The sequence below is a fragment of the Desulfobaculum sp. SPO524 genome (assembly GCF_044987625.1).
Taxonomy (GTDB): Bacteria; Desulfobacterota; Desulfovibrionia; order Desulfovibrionales; family Desulfovibrionaceae; genus Desulfobaculum.
This window is the reverse complement of record NZ_JBJDSB010000002.1, coordinates 754,394-770,137: the sequence shown is the minus strand read 5'-3', so window position 1 is coordinate 770,137 and position 15,744 is coordinate 754,394. Positions and strand designations below refer to the sequence as shown.

At 59.8% G+C, this 15,744-nt stretch carries 17 protein-coding genes; all 17 read right to left on the bottom strand.

Features of this window, described 5'->3' with window-relative positions; translation table 11 throughout:
- Window positions 1-19: 19 nt before the first annotated feature.
- The gene (gene fusA, locus ACI3L3_RS09080; protein ID WP_404844793.1) at window positions 20-2,071 is read right to left on the bottom strand and encodes an elongation factor G; all 2,052 of its coding nucleotides are present in this window, start codon (window positions 2,069-2,071) and stop codon (window positions 20-22) included.
- A gap of 59 nt (window positions 2,072-2,130) precedes the next feature.
- A complete protein-coding gene (locus ACI3L3_RS09075) occupies window positions 2,131-3,012 on the bottom strand; it encodes a hypothetical protein (RefSeq protein WP_404844792.1) in 882 nt (293 codons plus the stop codon).
- Window positions 3,013-3,102: 90 nt separating this feature from the next.
- The gene (locus ACI3L3_RS09070) at window positions 3,103-3,831 is read right to left on the bottom strand and encodes an outer membrane protein assembly factor BamD (protein ID WP_404844791.1); all 729 of its coding nucleotides are present in this window, start codon (window positions 3,829-3,831) and stop codon (window positions 3,103-3,105) included.
- 218 nt (window positions 3,832-4,049) lie between these two features.
- Window positions 4,050-4,367 (bottom strand): thioredoxin, encoded by a 318-nt coding sequence (gene trxA / locus ACI3L3_RS09065; RefSeq protein ID WP_404844790.1) that lies wholly within the window; start codon window positions 4,365-4,367, stop codon window positions 4,050-4,052.
- Between the two features lie 180 nt (window positions 4,368-4,547).
- Entirely contained in the window at window positions 4,548-5,648 is a 1,101-nt protein-coding gene (gene tsaD, locus ACI3L3_RS09060) for a tRNA (adenosine(37)-N6)-threonylcarbamoyltransferase complex transferase subunit TsaD (RefSeq protein ID WP_404844789.1), read from the bottom strand.
- A complete protein-coding gene (gene fbp / locus ACI3L3_RS09055) occupies window positions 5,645-6,667 on the bottom strand; it encodes a class 1 fructose-bisphosphatase (protein ID WP_404844788.1) in 1,023 nt (340 codons plus the stop codon). Before fbp ends, tsaD begins: the two co-directional genes overlap by 4 nt.
- Before the next feature lie 194 nt (window positions 6,668-6,861).
- Entirely contained in the window at window positions 6,862-7,662 is an 801-nt protein-coding gene (locus ACI3L3_RS09050) for a hypothetical protein (protein ID WP_404844787.1), read from the bottom strand.
- A gap of 174 nt (window positions 7,663-7,836) precedes the next feature.
- Window positions 7,837-8,751: a tetratricopeptide repeat protein gene (locus ACI3L3_RS09045; protein WP_404844786.1), complete on the bottom strand. Its 915-nt coding sequence runs from the start codon at window positions 8,749-8,751 to the stop codon at window positions 7,837-7,839.
- Window positions 8,735-9,064 (bottom strand): septum formation initiator family protein, encoded by a 330-nt coding sequence (locus tag ACI3L3_RS09040; protein ID WP_404844785.1) that lies wholly within the window; start codon window positions 9,062-9,064, stop codon window positions 8,735-8,737. The genes ACI3L3_RS09045 and ACI3L3_RS09040 overlap by 17 nt, the downstream gene beginning before the upstream one ends.
- 10 nt (window positions 9,065-9,074) lie before the next feature.
- A complete protein-coding gene (locus tag ACI3L3_RS09035; RefSeq protein WP_404844784.1) occupies window positions 9,075-9,350 on the bottom strand; it encodes a hypothetical protein in 276 nt (91 codons plus the stop codon).
- Window positions 9,351-9,370: 20 nt separating this feature from the next.
- On the bottom strand, window positions 9,371-10,006 hold the full coding sequence (locus tag ACI3L3_RS09030) for a zinc-ribbon domain-containing protein (RefSeq protein ID WP_404844783.1): 636 nt from the start codon (window positions 10,004-10,006) through the stop codon (window positions 9,371-9,373).
- 34 nt (window positions 10,007-10,040) lie between these two features.
- Window positions 10,041-11,204, bottom strand: a complete 1,164-nt coding sequence (locus ACI3L3_RS09025; RefSeq protein ID WP_404844782.1) for a type IV pilus twitching motility protein PilT — start codon at window positions 11,202-11,204, stop codon at window positions 10,041-10,043.
- Window positions 11,205-11,217: 13 nt separating this feature from the next.
- A complete protein-coding gene (locus ACI3L3_RS09020) occupies window positions 11,218-12,300 on the bottom strand; it encodes a type IV pilus twitching motility protein PilT (RefSeq protein ID WP_404844781.1) in 1,083 nt (360 codons plus the stop codon).
- A gap of 68 nt (window positions 12,301-12,368) precedes the next feature.
- A complete protein-coding gene (pgsA, locus tag ACI3L3_RS09015) occupies window positions 12,369-12,929 on the bottom strand; it encodes a CDP-diacylglycerol--glycerol-3-phosphate 3-phosphatidyltransferase (RefSeq protein WP_404844780.1) in 561 nt (186 codons plus the stop codon).
- Window positions 12,929-13,513, bottom strand: coding sequence for a lytic transglycosylase domain-containing protein (locus ACI3L3_RS09010; protein ID WP_404844779.1), 585 nt, complete (start codon window positions 13,511-13,513; stop codon window positions 12,929-12,931). The genes pgsA and ACI3L3_RS09010 overlap by 1 nt, the downstream gene beginning before the upstream one ends.
- Window positions 13,514-13,563: 50 nt before the next feature.
- Window positions 13,564-14,460: an Mrp/NBP35 family ATP-binding protein gene (locus ACI3L3_RS09005; RefSeq protein WP_404844778.1), complete on the bottom strand. Its 897-nt coding sequence runs from the start codon at window positions 14,458-14,460 to the stop codon at window positions 13,564-13,566.
- Window positions 14,461-14,757: 297 nt separating this feature from the next.
- Window positions 14,758-15,717 (bottom strand): DUF368 domain-containing protein, encoded by a 960-nt coding sequence (locus tag ACI3L3_RS09000; RefSeq protein WP_404844777.1) that lies wholly within the window; start codon window positions 15,715-15,717, stop codon window positions 14,758-14,760.
- Between the last annotated feature and the right edge of the window lie 27 nt (window positions 15,718-15,744).

Here is a 15,744-nt window from a genome sequence, read left to right as displayed (position 1 = left end):
CCAGAAACTGGAGTTGCACTCACCCAAGAACGTCAAACCGGGAGAACTGCATCATCAGCCCCCCGCGCCCCTGTGTGACTGACCGAAGTTGCGTGGAAAACCCAAAAAGTTGCCGCAGAGGCGTCAGGGCTTGGACGATCTTTTGTCCATTCATATCGTACATGTTGTCGATCTTTGCCCCCTTGGTCCCAAGAAGGCCGATGACATCGCCCACGAAGTCGTCCGGAACGTTGACCTCTACCTGCATGATGGGTTCAAGAAGCTGCGGGCTGGCGCCACGCAAGGCTTCCTTAACTGCCGAGACGGCCGCCATGTGATATCCAACTGCGCTGGATTTGCCTTCCTCACGGCGCAATTCATCGATTGTCACCCGGACGTCCTGAACTGGATACCCTCTCAGCACCCCACTTTGCAAGCTATCTTCGATGCCCTCGGCCACAGAATCCAGCCACTGGTCGGGCCATTCCTCGGTGCCAAAGCCAAAACGCACGCTGCGGCCTTCGCCGCGCCCAAGAGGCTCCACGGTCAGGGCGACGTAGCCATAGTGTGTGTCGTCGCCGAGTTCCCTGTCGAAAACGCCCTCTGCGGACGCCTTCTGCCCCGCGGTTTCCTGATACACCACCTGCGGGTTGCCCACGCGCGGCTCCACATGAAATTCGCGGCGCACGCGCTCCAGCACAACCTCAAGGTGCAGCTCGCCCATGCCGGACAGCACGCGTTGCTCTGTGTCCTCGTCAGTGGCCAGGGCAAGGGTGGGGTCCTCCAGCAGGAGCTTCTCCAGCACCTCGTCCAGCTTCTCCGCCTCGTCGCTGTTGCGCGGCTCCAGCGCAAGGGAAATTACAGGCTTATAGCCCTCGATATGCTCAAGGATGACGGGCGTATCCTGCATGCACAGCGTGTCGCCCGTGCGGGCGAACTTCATGCCCGAGGCGGCAACAATTTCACCGGCCACCGCGCGGTCCACCTTTTCCTTGTGCCCCGCGTGCAGGGTAAAGAGGCGCGCCACGCGCTCCTCCTTCTTCTGGGTGGCGTTGTAGACCACCTGCCCGGCCTCAATCTCGCCGGAATAGATTCGCATGAGCACCAGCTTGCGTCCCGTCTCAAGGGAGACCTTGAAGGCCAAAGCCGCCAGCGGTTCCTTGATGGAGGGCATAATGTCGATGCGTTTTCTGGTACGCGCATCGGTGGCCTGCTGGCGCGCCACGTCCTCTGGGCTGGGGAGCAAGGCGCAGATACCGTCAAGAAGCGGCTGCACCCCCACATTCCGCAGGGCGGAGCCGGTGTAGACGGGCACCACCTGCAAATCCAGCGTCAACTGCCGCACGGCATCAAGGACCATCCCGCGCGGGACGTCTTCGCCGCCAAGGTACAGCTCCATCAGTTCATCGCTCACCTCGGACGCGGCATCAAAGAGCCTGTCCCGCCACGGGGAGGCCAGCTCGCGCTGCTCGTCAGTAAGGTCAAAGGACTCAAAGGAGCCGCCATGGGTCGCCTCGTCAAAGACAAGATACTTCATGTCGATGAGGTCGATCACACCTGTAAATTCCTGCCCCGCGCCGACGGGAATCTGGAGCGGGAGCGGCGTCACACGGAGCTTGTCGCGCATGGAATCGAGTACGGCCTCAAAATCCGCGCCGATGCGGTCCATCTTGTTGATGAAGGCGAGCTTGGGCACCTTGTAGCGCTCGGACTGCCGCCACACTGTCTCGGACTGCGGCTCCACACCGCCGACGGCGCAGAAGACGCCGACGGCACCGTCCAACACACGCAGGGCGCGCTCCACCTCAATGGTAAAATCCACGTGGCCGGGGGTGTCGATAACATTGATGGTCTTGTCGCCCCACTTGCATGTGGTGCAGGCGGAGCCAATGGTAATGCCGCGCTCCTGCTCCTCGGGCATGAAGTCCATGGTCGCGGTGCCGTCGTGCACCTCGCCCATGCGATGTATCCTGCCGCTGTAATAGAGGATGCGCTCGGTCAGCGTCGTCTTTCCGGCGTCAATGTGGGCAATGATGCCGATGTTGCGCAGAGACTGGATATACCCTTTGGGAATCGCGGTTTTCTTTGCCATTGATCCTTTCCTGTACAAGTCGGGGGCTGATTGAGAATCCACTGTGTTCTAAGGAAGTTTTACGCGGAAAGACCACCCAATGCCAAGCCTGAAACGCTGAAAAAATCGCACGCCACACCGGGCCACGACCATACCCCCTCCTGTCCGGAGCCAAAGGCGCGCCCCGCAAGCTCTGCCACGTCCGCAAAAAGGGACTCCGGCACATAGACAGCGTCGTAACCGGCGGCCGCAAATTCCTCACGCGTGCCTGTGCGGGCATCGCAGCCAGCCTGCGCCTGCGGGGCATTCCAGACATCCACCCGCGCGCCGGGATGCGCCCAGAGAATGGTCTCGGTGTCCCACTCGGCGGCGTTCTCACTGTACCACACGCCAAGGCGCGTCGCCTGCGGCAGCGTCAGCACCTGCGCGCAGCGCGCCTCGCCCTGCGCCGCCCCGCACACGGCGGCGCGTTCGTCCCGGTTGCCTAGGACAATCACAGCGCCGCGCCCGGCGGCGTTCAAGTGCGCAATGGCGCAACACGCCTCGTCCACGCTCACGACAAAAACATTCTCCATGCCGCACAGTTCCATGCCCGCCAGCACAGCGTCCGCATCAGCGCCGCCTTCGCCAAGGCGCAGTGCCAAAACGGTCCGCGCGCCGGACACCACAGCCGGAAGCGCCGCCGCCACAGCCTGCGGCCCGGACTGCACGTCCGCGCCAAGGACCACCACGGCAAAATCAAGGGCGCAGGTTCCCTTCACGCTGGTGAAGCCGCTGCGCCACGCCGCGCGCGACGTGGCGCGCGTCTGGGCGCTAGGCGCATCCATGGCGTACTGCTGGGCGATGAGTTTTTTCATCCACGCCCGGCGCTCGCCGCCCTGTCCGTCGTAGGCGCTTGCAAAATTGGCGTCGTCCACGCGGCGCTCTTCCAACCAGTCCGGAACCATCTGCACATCGGTCATGCTTGTCTCCTAAGAAAAAGGCCCGGCCGACGCATCGGCGTCCGTCCGGGCCTCAAAAAGAAAAACGGCCCTGCGAGGGGCCGCTTTATTCTACAACCATTTAAACCATTTCTTCCAACTGCCCTGCGCTTCTTCCCGCACTTCCTCGGACGTATCCTTTTGGAAGCGGAGGTACGCGAGCTTGGAACGCTCGGCGGCGTAGTCAACAACCTTAGGCAGGTCGGGGAAATTCTTCACGATGGATTCATAGCGCTGCCACGCGGCGCGGTAGCGCTCCGTGCGCCAGTAGAAGTCGGCGACGTAAATTTCATGGTCGGCCATGTACTGGCGGCAGCCTTTGATGTACGCCGTGGCTTCCTTGGCGTACTTGGTATCCGGGTAGCTTTCGCGCACGCGCTCAAAGTACTCGATGGCCTGAGAGACATGCTCCAGCGGCTTATCAATGGAGGAGAACTGGTTATACCGGCTCTTGCCAATCTGGAAGAGCACGTAGGGAATCTCCTCGTGGCGGGGGTGCAGCGCCTCGAATTCGATATAGGCGTCTGCAGCGGCCTCGTACTGCTCGTCCATGTAGTAGGCGTCACCAAGGGCCAGCTCGGCAGACGGCGTATAGGGGCTGAAGGGGTACCTGTCGCGCAGCTTGCTAAAGTAGCCTGCGGCGTCAGCATATTCCTTGGTATGCATGGCGTCGCGGCCTGCCTCGTACAGCTCCTGCGCCGTGTCTTCCGGCGGCTCAATGAAATAGGAGTCGATATAGCCACAGCCCGTAATGACAACGGCCATGGAAATAGCCGCAAAGAGGCGAAATACTTTCTTCATGTGTCCTGTTTCCGGATTCTCGGTGATCTCACGCCACGGCGTAGGCCGGGCAGTACTTGGATGACGGTGCGCGCGGCAAGAGCCTTGCACATCCAGTCACGGTACCTACAGGAGCTTACTGCACGCGGTCAAGCCCCGGCGCATCCCCATAGGAAAAAAGGGCGGACGGCGCACCGCCAATCCACCCTTTGTTGACACAGGCTTTTTTAAAAAAGCCACTAAATCTTGGAGCTGATCATTTCCTTGATGCTGCTCTTGGAGACAGCGCCGGTCACCTGCTCCACCACTTCGCCGCCCTTGAACAGGATAAGCGTGGGGATGGCGCGGATGCCGTACTTGCTGGGCGTACCGGAGTTCTCGTCGACGTTCATCTTCACGACTTTGATCTTGCCGGCGTACTCTTCGGCCAGTTCGTCCACCACAGGACCCATGGCTCGACAAGGACCGCACCAGGGAGCCCAGAAATCGACCAGAACGGGCACGTCGTTCTTCAACACTTCAGATTCAAAATTGCCGTCAGTCACTTGCGAAGCCATATCGTACTCCTTTTCTTTTCAAGGTGGTGGCATTGATTGTGTTCCACCCTGCTCCTCGGTCATGCGGCCCATAGCCTTTATGGCTTTCCCACGACAGCACACCGGATAGCGGAGCGATGCAGTCTTTGACAGTAAGTTCACGGGTGGAGCCTGTCAAGACATCGCAACCTACCATAGCGGTCAGACCTCTTCAACTATCCGCTGATAATCCCAAGGAATCGCCCGGCCACGGGGGATGGCCTCAAGGTCAAGATCATGCTTCCACCCTGCCTGTGCCACCTTCTCGCCCGCAAGCGCAATCATTGCGCCGTTGTCGGTGCACAGCCGCAGGGGAGGTAAAACGCAGGTCAGGCCATGGCTTTCGGCAAGTTCTGTCATAACGCGGCGGATAACACTGTTGGCCGCCACGCCGCCCGCCACCACAAGGCTTGTGACGCCCTGCTCCTTCACAGCAGTAAGCGCGCGGTCCACCTTAATGCGCAGGGCATCGGCAATGCACCAGTTGAAGGAGGCGCACACCTCGGCGAATTCGTCCAGCACGCCGGCCTTGGCCAGCAGATCTTCCACGTCCTGCCCCGCTTCGGGCATATGCGGCAGGCGCAAATGCGGATGCGCGGCCACATAGTTGACCACAGCGGTCTTTACGCCGCTGAAGCTGAAGTCGAGATTGTCGTTATTGACGTAGGGGCGCGGGAACATGGACTTGTCCGGCGTGGCGCGCTGGCCGATGACGTCGATAAACTTGCCGCCCGGGTAGGGAAAATTGAAGGTCTTGGCGGCCTTGTCAAAGGCCTCGCCCGCGGCGTCGTCAAGGGTGCGGCCCTGCACCTCAAAGTCGAGGGGGGAGCGGATGAGATAGGTCTGCGTATGCCCGCCGGACACAAGCAGGCCCAGCGCGGGGTACGAGATGTCCATCTCAAGAGCGGGAGCCGTCAGGTGCGCCCACAGGTGGTTCACCCCCACAAGGCGCGCGCCCGTGGCAAGGGCCAGCCCTTTGGCAAAGGACAGGCCGACCAGCAAACTGCCAAGCAGTCCCGGCCCACGCGCAACGGCGATGTTGTCGATGTCCTCCAGCCCGACTCCGGCCGCAGCAAGCAAATCATCCAGCAGCGGGGCCAGCACACGCAAATGCTCGCGCGAGGCCAGCTCCGGCACCACTCCGCCAAAGAGCGCATGCGCGTCAATCTGGGTGGCAATGCGCTCAGCAACAAGACGGCCATCGGCAACAAGTGCCATGGCCGTCTCATCACATGATGTCTCAATGCCAAGCGTCAGACTCACTTCTGCTCCTGATGCTTGGTGTAGATTTCCGCCACCTTCTCCACGTCGTTGCGGGAGCCGATGAACAGCGGCACACGCTGGTGGAGTTCCGTGGGCTTGTAATCAAGAATGCGCTGGGTGCCGTCGGTCGCCAAACCACCGGCCTGCTCCACAAGGAAGGCCATGGGCGCGGCTTCGCACAACAGGCGCAGCTTGCCGCCCTTGCTGCCATCGTCAAGGGTGCGGGCGGGATACATAAAGATGCCGCCGTACAGCAGGTTCCTATGGAAGTCGGCCACAAGGGAGCCGATGTAGCGCGAGGAATACGGCTGGCCAAGGTTATTGGTGGTGCTCTTGAAATGGGCGAGCACTTCCTTGGTGGCCGGGTCCCACGAGTTCCAGTAGGCCTCGTTCACGGAGTAAATCTTGCCCTGATCGGGAATCTTCATATCCTCGTGCGAGAGCAGGAATTCGCCGACGCTGGGGTCCAGCGTAAAGCCGTGCACGCCTTCTCCCGTGGTGTACACCATCATGGTGGACGAGCCGTAGATGAAGTAGCCGGAACAGATTTGCTTATCGCAAGACTGGAGCACCTCCTGCATGGAGGGCTTGTCGCCGGTTTTCTTCAGCGGGCGGCGGTAGATGGAGAAGATGGTGCCGATGGAAACGTTGACGTCAATGTTCGATGAGCCGTCCAGCGGATCAAAGATCAAAATATAGTCACCGCGCGGCAGATCTCCAGAGATGTGGATAAGATCGCCGTTTTCCTCGGATGCCATGGCGCACAGCACGCCGGAGCGGCGCATGCGGTGGATGAGCACATTGTTGGCGAATTCGTCCAACTTGCGGACCTTTTCGCCCTGCACGTTGGTATCGCCCGTAAAGCCGAGGACATCCACAAGTCCTGCCTTGGTGACTTCTCGGGAGATGATCTTGGCCGACAGAATGAGTTCGTTAATCAGACTGGTAAAGCGCCCTGTCGCCATCGGCGTCTTTTTCTGATGCAAAAGCAGATGTTCGGTAACCGTTACCTGACTCATCGCAAGTCCTCCTACAGGAGTCGGTCGAGAAAGAGCGGCTCACAGATCATAAATAGCATTAAAATCACATTCATGGCAAAGTCTTACATGCTTTTTTCCGGCCTACATGGCCCGAAAAAGCGAAGGCCGAACGCCCAAACAGCGCTCGGCCCTACAGCAGAATATATTCCGCCGCACTGCCTTGCCGCAGAAAACTACAACACGTTCCAGAAACTGCCGGAATCGCTGACGGAGCCCTCGGGGGCGCGCACAGCGTACACGATTTGCTTGTTGCCGATGTAGCGGCTCATCCAATCGTACTCGCGGCTGTCAATGGTAATGGTGCCCGCACTCTGCTGGGCGAGCATCTCGTCCCAAGGCCTGTCGAACAGCGCCTCGGCTGCGGCCTTGTCCTCACCCTCCCAGAGCATCTGCTCGGGCGTGAAGACCACCAGCTCACCGGGCTGCGGACAAAAATTGATGACGCTGCGCATGTCAAAATGCACGGCGACAATACCGGCAAGGTCGTTGCCCTTGAACAGGGCGGTGCCCATGTACATCTCGGGACCAAGGGGGGTCTTGTCAATAAAGACCCGCAACTCACGGTCGCGCAGGGCGTCGCCGTCCTCAAGCAGAGGGGCAATGTTCAGCGGCTTCATCGCGGCGTCGGGGCGGCGGAGGATAACATCACCGTCGAGCATGCTCGCGGCAACACCGTTCACCCAGGAATACTCGGAGAACAGGCCGTCAATCCACTTTTCACCGGGCAGACGGTCCTGCCGGTTCACGTAGATGGACAGCGACTCCAAATGCGTGTCCACAGGGGAGAACAGCGCGGCCATACGCTCCTCGCGGGAGTCGTAGTCTCTCTGCTCAAGGTCCACCTGCGGGTCAACGTCAATATATTCCTTGTAGTATTCCTTGGTCGATTTCCATGTGCCTTGGAGCGTTTCACACCCCTGCAGCATAAAGGTCGCGGCCAGAACCGCGCATGTCAGCGCGAGCTTGCGTTTCAAAATCCAACCCCTTGTAATCGTCGTCAATGCATGCGGGCAGACTGCCCACATGTTGCCTTTGGGTGGTGTGACAGAAGATGCGCCTTTGGGCAAGCGCTATCTCTCCATAAAGGTCAAGCGGCAATGAGCCGCCGCCCCTTTCGGAGACGGCGGCGCAAGCCTTTTTAGAACATTTTAATGGGTCGCCCGGGCTTCAAGCCGCTCGGCCAGCGCTTCCAGCGTGCCAAGCAGCTTCTCCTTGCCGGGGAGTTCCGCGGGCGGCATCTGCTCCTCGGCGGATGCGCCCTTGGACGGGCCCTTGCGGATGCGCTTCTTCAGCCCGGCGATGGTGTCCTCAATCTCCGCCCGGTCCGTCTCGTCGTCGCAGACGGTGAGCAGTTCCTGATAGATTTCCACCGCGCCGCGGTAGTCGCCCTGCTCCGCCAGCAGATTTGCCATGGTGCGGGTCCGCAGGGTGGCTTCCTCCTGCGTTTCATCCTCGCGCGGTTCCACCACGGACGGGCGGGGGCTGACCTGTGGCGGCGCCACACTGCCCTCGGTATCCGCAGCGGCGGCAAGCGTCTCGGCCACTATCGTGGCTTCGGGCAGACCTGCGGCTTCGGCCTCGGCAACGACATCAACGTCGTCGTCAAAGTCCTCGCCGTCAGCGCTCTGCGCTTCTTCGCGCGGGGCGGATGCGCCGGGCTGGGCGTACAGGGAATCCAGACCGCGCTCAATGACCTGCGACCAGGAAATGCTGTTGCCCTGAAAATCCGCAGCGAGAAAGGACAGCGCCAGCGCGGAGTCCTTGGTGCGCGATGCGCCGCTTTCGGCCCATGCCTTCCAGAACGCGGGATACGCGGACAGAACGGACGTCAGGGTCTCTACCTCGCCGGTGGTTTCATTGCTACGGCCAAGGGCGCTCAGCACTTCCACCAGCAGGAATCGGGCTTCAAGGTGTTCGGGATTGCGCTCCAAACCGCCCTTCAGGGTGGCGGCCGCCTCCTCAAGCTGTCCATCCTCAAAGTACAGACGGGCGAGAGGGAAGAAGACCTTGGACGCTGGTTCCAGTTCCAGCACTTCCTTGAACCATTTAATCTTGGTCTGCATCGATGGCGGCTCCTGGGTGCGTGTCAGGCGTATCGGATTGCGAATCCGGGAAGACGTAGACGATTTCGTCTCTTTCCAGATAGTTCATTCTCTTGCGAAGTGTATCCTTCAGGTAGTCGCGGTCAGACTTGAGCAGGCGGATTTCCCGCGACAGGTCGCGGGCGCGCTGCTCGGCCTCGGCAAGTCGCCGGGTCATCTGCTCGTGGTCTTCACGCAGTTCACGATAGGCTATAAGCCCTTGGTCGCCCACAAGCAGGCGGTATCCAAGGGTTAAATTGAGCAGGATGAGTATGACAAGAAAAATTCGTCTCACTGCGCCGGGATCATTGCACCAGCTTCGGACGCTCTTCCTCGTGGGAAGCCAGCCCGAGCGGCCCTCTCAGTTCTTCGAGGAAGTTGGCAGTAGCCCGCTCTATGCGACGCACGTCCTCTTCCTCAACGTCCACCTGATCGATGCGTTTCATAAAGGCCTTGAGCTGACTGAACTCATCCAGCAGCACATGACCAAGCTCCAGGCGCTCGAGGTCCTGTTCCAGCTCGATGATGGTTTCCAGGCAGTTCATCAGCCGTGTTTGCAAAATGGAAGTCTTGGAATCCATGGTTTTCCGTCAGGTTGAGGTCAGCTCCCGACGCCTTGCGTCGCTTTGTTGAACAATTCGTAATACAGCTCATAACCCTGAATGGCACTTTCTAGCAACTCCGGAGCGTTCTCTCCGTCGCTGGTGTTCATATAGAAATTCGCCCCATTGCGAAAGGCCAAATTCTGATCAAGGCTTTTGGCCTCGGTGCCAAGGAGGATAAGGTTCGTTTCGCGGCGTTTGTGGCCCGGCCACATGGCAACCTCGTCCCGCAAGCGGCGCGAGCCGTCAAAATCCTCAAGGATAAGGACAGCGTAACTGTTCAGGCGCAATTTGGCTATGGCCTCCAGCTCGTCATCCGCGCCCCCGACAAAGTAGCCTTTTTGCTCCAGCCACGCTTTGGCCGCGCTCTTCCAGTCGCCGTCCTGCACAAAAACAAACGCCGCTTCGGTACCGGGCGGAATAATGTCCGGCTCCACAGCGGGCAGGTTCAGCTCCGGCTTTGGCGGGGCCGAAACCTTTTTGGCCGGGGCCTCACGCCGCTGCGTAGCGGGCGCCCCTTCCACGAGAATCTTGTTCGCGCAGTGGGGGCACTTGACGTTAAACCGGCCACTGGCCGGAATCTTCTCATCCGGAATATTCAGCACATTCTGGCATGACGAGCAGGTCACCTGCATAGCCGCCTCCCTGAAGCGCCGCAAAAGCGGCGGGCTACTCCTTGCCGTAATCGTTGTCAATCTCCAAGCCGGAGATATCCGTCACCTGATCACCGCGCAAGGTCTTAATCCTATCAAGTCGCTGCATCAACGCGGACTTGTCGGATGCGTAGACAGTCGCCGTATCCTCGCTGATTTTCCCCTCCTCAAACAGCCGGGCCAGACATTGGTCAAATGTCATCATGCCGAAGGTCTCGGAGGTTTCCAGCACGTTGTAGAACGTCTTCTCCGGCGTTTCGCCGTTGACGATGATGTCCTTGATGCGCAGGTTGTTGCGCAGGATTTCAAAAGCCGCCACGCGCCCGCCACCCTCCTTGGGGCACAGGCGCTGGGAGACGACGAACTTCACGCTTTCACCAAGGCGCTGGCGCACAAGGTGTTCTTCGGACGGCTCAAACATGCCGATGATGCGGTTGATGGTCTGCCCCGTGTCGGACGTATGCAGGGTGCCAAGGACAAGATGCCCCGTTTCGGCGGCCTGCATGGCGATTTCGATGGTTTCGTTATCGCGGATTTCGCCGACAAGGATAACCTTGGGCGCTTGGCGCAGCGCGGCGCGAAGGCCCGAGGCGAAACTATCGAAGTCCTGCCCCATTTCGCGCTGGTTCACGGTACCCATCTTGTGCGGGTGGACGAATTCAACAGGGTCTTCAAGGGTGAGGATATGGACGGGGAATTGGGCGTTGATGGAGTCGATAAGCGCGGCAAGCGTGGTGGACTTACCGCTGCCCGTGGAGCCGGTGACGAGGATAAGGCCAAATTTCTCCAGCGCCATCTCCTCAAAGATGCCCGGCAGCCCCAGCTTTTCAAACGTCGGCACGTCCGTGGAAAGCTGGCGCATCACAATGGACAGCGAACCGCGCTGGCTGAAAATATTCACCCTAAACCGCGCGCGGCCCAAAAGTTCATAGGACAAATCGCACGAGCCGTGCTGGACAAGGTCGTCATAGACGCGCTGGTTGCGCCCCATCATGCAAAAGGCGCAGGATTCGGTCTGGTTTGGCGACAGCGCCCCAAGGCCGGGGTCCAGTTCCACATCGGTCAACTTGCCGTGCACCTCGGCCTGCAGCGGCTTGCCCGCCACGAAAAAGATGTCCGAGGTATCGGGATTGGCGTCCAGCACCTGCCCGATGACATGATCCAATTGCGAACGCAGCATGACAGCCCCTCCGTCAGCCTTCGGTGAAGTCGTTCGGGTCCTTTGTCAGGTACTGCTTGAACTTGCTCTTCTCCACCGCCTTTTCGTAGGCATCGTTGGGGTCGATCATGCCCTTCTGGAGCAGACGCAGGATTTCGTCGTCAAGCGTCTGCATGCCGTAGCGTTTGCCGGTCTCGATGACGGAGTTGAGCTGGAAGGTCTTGTTCTCGCGGATGAGGTTGCGCACGGACGGAATGCCGATGAGGATTTCCAACGCGGCCACGCGGCCCTTGGTATCCACGCGCTTGAACAGGTTCTGCGCCACCACGGCGCGCAGTGCCTCGGACAGCCCGGCGCGAATTTGCGCCTGCAGGTCGCCGGGGAACACCTCGATAATACGGTCCACGGTCTTTGCCGCCGAGATGGTGTGCAAGGTGGAAAACACCAAGTGGCCGGTCTCGGCCGCCTCAAGGGCTAGCTGGATGGTCTCCAGGTCGCGCATTTCGCCAACGAGGATGACGTCCGGGTCCTCACGGAGCGCGCCGCGCAGGGCGGCGGAGAAGCTCTTGGTGTCACGCCCGAGTTCACGCTGGTTGATAAGGCTCTGGTTGGGAGTGTGGACAAACTCGATAGGGTCTTCGATGGTCAGGATGTGCTGGCGGCGCATCCTGTTGCAGTAGTCCACCATCGCGGCGAGGGTGGTGGACTTACCACTGCCGGTCGGGCCGGTTACAAGGACAAGCCCCTTGGGGAGCAAGCAGAGGCTGCGGAGCACCTCCGGCAGGGCAAGGTCTTCGATGGTCAGAATCTTCTGCGGAATTTCGCGGAAGACGCCTGCGATGCCTCGGGATTGGTTGAAGAAGTTCACCCTGTAGCGGGCGAGGTTCGGGACCTCGTAGGCGAAGTCGATATCGCCTGTTTCCTCAAATTCCTTCACCTTGGCTTCCGGGGTGATTTCGAACAGGAGCTTTTTGAGTTCATCATGCTCAAGCACCTTGTATTTCACCCGTTCCAGCTCACCATGCAGCCGAATGATGGGCTGGCTGCCACTGGAGAGATGGAGGTCCGACGCCCCCATCTCATGCATCATCTTAAAGAACGCATCAATCTGAGCCATACGGCACCCCCGCAGTTAACGCACTGCACTTATGGCACAACACAATGTTGTGCCATAACCCCATGGCACTAGGCCTCACGTTCTTCATCTAACCAGTTCTTATAGAATTTGTACAGGTAATTCCCGCCGGAGAACACTGTAAGCACAAGCGCGATGTAGAGGAAGAAGGTACCGATGCCGACCGGATCAAATCCAAACCATTCAAAATGCAACAGCAAAGGACACAGTGCCAGAATCTGAATAACGGTTTTCAGCTTACCGTACTTGTCCGCCGCAAGGACCATACCCATGTCCGACGCCACGGCGCGAAGGCCCGTCACCGTCGTTTCGCGGGCAACGATGATGATAACCACCCACGCAGGCACCCAGCCCAGCTCCACCAGCATAATCAGCACGGAGCCAACCAGAATCTTGTCCGCAAGCGGATCGAGGAATTTGCCGAAATTGGTCACCATGCCCAAACGGCGCGCCACAAGGCCGTCGAACAGGTCCGTCAGGGATGCGATGATGAAGACCAGCATGGCCAACAGACAGGTCATCTTGGTGGGAAAATACAACAACAGAACGATTACGGGTACACCAAGAATGCGCGCAAGGGTGAGCTTGTTCGCCAGGTTGAGCTCGATCATTAGGGTTTGCCGCCTTTGAGTCGTTTATAGATGGAAAGTACTTTTTGGACGTATTGCCGGGTTTCGGGGAAAGGGGGGACGCCGTCGTATCGCTCGACCTGCTTGGGACCGGCGTTGTACGCGGCAAGAGCAAGCGCGTTGTCGCCAAAGCGGCTCAGCTGCTCTTTAAGGTACTTCACCCCGGCCTCAATGTTGTCTTCCATATCGAAAGGCTTTTTGAGGCCAAGGTCCTTGCCTGTCGCGGGCATGATTTGCATAAGCCCCTGAGCGCCCTTGTGCGACACGGCGTCTGGTTCAAAATTCGACTCCACCTCGATGACTGCGGCGACGAGGTTGGAATCCACCCCGTGACGGCGGGACATGCGCTTCACCACGCGCATAATCTCGTCACGGCTCTTATCCGGAAAATTGCGGAACACCGCAAACACGCTGTACGCGGTCGAGGAGGGCCGGTTCGTAAAGTGGAACCCGCCCTCCTCGTCAACGTAATAATACAGCTTGCCCGCGCGAGCATCCGTGGCGGACATCGCAAGTGATGCCGCCAGCATGACACCGGCTGTCGCTATGGCCAGGGGTCGGCGCATACGGCTCCCGCAGGCTAGAGGTCCGGGCCGCGCCCTACGGCGCAGGCGGACTACACGTGAATGGTGGACACCGCTTCGAGGCTGTTCTCGGCGGCTTCGCTAATCTTCTTGGCGATTTTCAGCAGGGCGTCCTTGGCGGGGGACTCCTCGTCAAGGTACACCACGGGCTTGCCAATGTCGCTGGCGACGACGGTGGCCGGGTCCAGCGGAATGGCGCCGAGGAACGGAATGCCGTACTTCTCGGCCAGCTTTTCGCCGCCGCCCTTCTTGAAGAGGGAAATCTCCTCATGGCAGTGCGGACAGACCAGCCCACTCATGTTCTCCACCACGCCAAGGACGCTGGCATGGGCATACTGCAGGAAGTTGCAGGCCTTGCGCACGTCGGCGAGGGACAGCTCCTGCGGGGTGGTCACCACCACACACAGGGCGTCCGGGATGGTCTTGAGCACGGTCATGTGCTCGTCGCCGGTTCCGGGCGGAGAGTCGATAACCAAAAAGTCCAGCTCGCCCCACGTGACGTCGGAGATGAACTGGCGGATGGCGGACGTTTTCATAGGACCGCGCCACAGCACGGCCTGGTCCGTATCCTTAAGCAGGCTGTCCATGGAAACAGCGGAAAGATTCTCGTTGTATTCCTTGGGCTTGATGAGGCCGCCACGCTCGTCGCCGTCCAGCTGGCCGGACAGGCCGAGCAGACGCGGCACACTGGGACCGTGGATGTCCACGTCCATGATGCCAACCTTGTAGCCCAGCTTGGCCAGCGCGGCCGCAACGTTCACAGTGACGGAGCTCTTGCCCACGCCGCCCTTGCCGCTCATGATGAACAGCTTGTACTTGATCTTCTCCAGCGTGCTGGAGATCATCTGGTCCTGAATCATCTGCTTGGCGTTCGGCTTATTTTCGCCGCCGCCACCAGACGAACAGGAGCTGCATCCGGATTGGGTCATTGTCTCTCGCCTCTTCGTAGTTACGCTTTGACGTTCACACCGTAACGGTACCAGTACGTGTGCCGTCCGACATTCGGGCGGCGGTCAGTCCTCAAGGATAATGCCTCCATGGCCGTTGACCAGTGGGGCGCAGAATCTTTTCACTGAACCGACAGAAATATGTTTTTTCCCTGCACTCCCGCAGGGGTGCCCTGCCCGTCCAACGCGGCGCGTCGCCACACTGTGGTACGGCCCGGCCTGCGGGTTTGGGCACACTGTATCACCCGAAAAGTGATGCGCTGCGGGGCCTCTCGCCTACTACACGTGCGCGCGAACGCGCGAAACGCGGTCCAGCAGCATCACCATGGCAAAGCCGACGGCCATCAGGAATACGGCAAAGAGGAAATCCCCGTCAAATGCCGGAAGCACGTTGGCATCACGCAGAACGTGAACTTTGCCACGGATGACCTGCGTCTCCAGCACCTCTTTCCACGGCCACACCTTGCGCGCCGCACCAAGCATAACGCCGGTCAAACACGCGATGGTCTGGGCGTGCCAGCGATGCAGGAACACATGCAAAAGGCGCGAGAAAGCTGCGATGCCAAGAGCACAACCACAGGCAAATACGCCGAGTGTCAGCAGATTATCAAGGACGAACGGATTGCGGAGCGCCCCTGTTATATACTCGTATTTTCCAAGGATCAAAAGCAGAAAGGCGCCGCTGATGCCCGGCAGAATCATCGCGCAGATGGCAATCATGCCGCACAGCATGACAAACCACCACGATTCCGGCGTGGTGACGGGTATCATCCCCACAATGAACCAACTGCCCACCGCGCCAAAAGCCAGCGAAGCCACGGTCCCGGCGTTCCACTCCTCCACCCGGCGGCTCACCACGATGATGGATGCGGCAATCAGCCCGAGGAACAGGGACCAAATCTCCACCGGGTGCTGCTTGAGCAGTGTATTCATCAGCCCCGCCATGGACACCAGCGCCGCACCCAGCCCAAAGAGCAAAGGCAGCAAAAAGCGCAGGTGCATCTCTTTGGCCGCGCCCGTAAAGTTCAGGCGCAGCGCGGCGCTGATGGCGCGAAGGTTCACCGAGCGGATGGCCGCGATGAGGTCCTCGTAGATGCCGGTGATAAAGGCCACCGTCCCGCCGGACACGCCGGGGACAATATCCGCGGCCCCCATGCAAAAGCCCTTGCAGGCCAGCGCAAAGGCGCGACGGGGAGAGTCCGGCCCCGGACCGGAAAGCAAGGCCTGAAGAAATGTCATGTTCTGTCCGTTGGATTCAGGTTCACG

Excerpts from the sequence above, each read along its gene's own strand:
- trxA (WP_404844790.1), bottom strand. The coding sequence starts at position 4,367 with ATGGCTTCGCAAGTGACTGACGGCAATTTTGAATCTGAAGTGTTGAAG.
- ACI3L3_RS09030 (WP_404844783.1), bottom strand. The coding sequence starts at position 10,006 with ATGCAGGTGACCTGCTCGTCATGCCAGAATGTGCTGAATATTCCGGAT.
- ACI3L3_RS09035 (WP_404844784.1), bottom strand. The coding sequence starts at position 9,350 with ATGGATTCCAAGACTTCCATTTTGCAAACACGGCTGATGAACTGCCTG.
- pgsA (WP_404844780.1), bottom strand. The coding sequence starts at position 12,929 with ATGATCGAGCTCAACCTGGCGAACAAGCTCACCCTTGCGCGCATTCTT.
- ACI3L3_RS09000 (WP_404844777.1), bottom strand. The coding sequence starts at position 15,717 with ATGACATTTCTTCAGGCCTTGCTTTCCGGTCCGGGGCCGGACTCTCCC.
- ACI3L3_RS09020 (WP_404844781.1), bottom strand. The coding sequence starts at position 12,300 with ATGGCTCAGATTGATGCGTTCTTTAAGATGATGCATGAGATGGGGGCG.
- ACI3L3_RS09070 (WP_404844791.1), bottom strand. The coding sequence starts at position 3,831 with ATGAAGAAAGTATTTCGCCTCTTTGCGGCTATTTCCATGGCCGTTGTC.
- fbp (WP_404844788.1), bottom strand. The coding sequence starts at position 6,667 with ATGAGTCAGGTAACGGTTACCGAACATCTGCTTTTGCATCAGAAAAAG.
- ACI3L3_RS09010 (WP_404844779.1), bottom strand. The coding sequence starts at position 13,513 with ATGCGCCGACCCCTGGCCATAGCGACAGCCGGTGTCATGCTGGCGGCA.
- ACI3L3_RS09045 (WP_404844786.1), bottom strand. The coding sequence starts at position 8,751 with ATGCAGACCAAGATTAAATGGTTCAAGGAAGTGCTGGAACTGGAACCA.
- ACI3L3_RS09025 (WP_404844782.1), bottom strand. The coding sequence starts at position 11,204 with ATGCTGCGTTCGCAATTGGATCATGTCATCGGGCAGGTGCTGGACGCC.
- fusA (WP_404844793.1), bottom strand. The coding sequence starts at position 2,071 with ATGGCAAAGAAAACCGCGATTCCCAAAGGGTATATCCAGTCTCTGCGC.
- ACI3L3_RS09075 (WP_404844792.1), bottom strand. The coding sequence starts at position 3,012 with ATGACCGATGTGCAGATGGTTCCGGACTGGTTGGAAGAGCGCCGCGTG.
- ACI3L3_RS09005 (WP_404844778.1), bottom strand. The coding sequence starts at position 14,460 with ATGACCCAATCCGGATGCAGCTCCTGTTCGTCTGGTGGCGGCGGCGAA.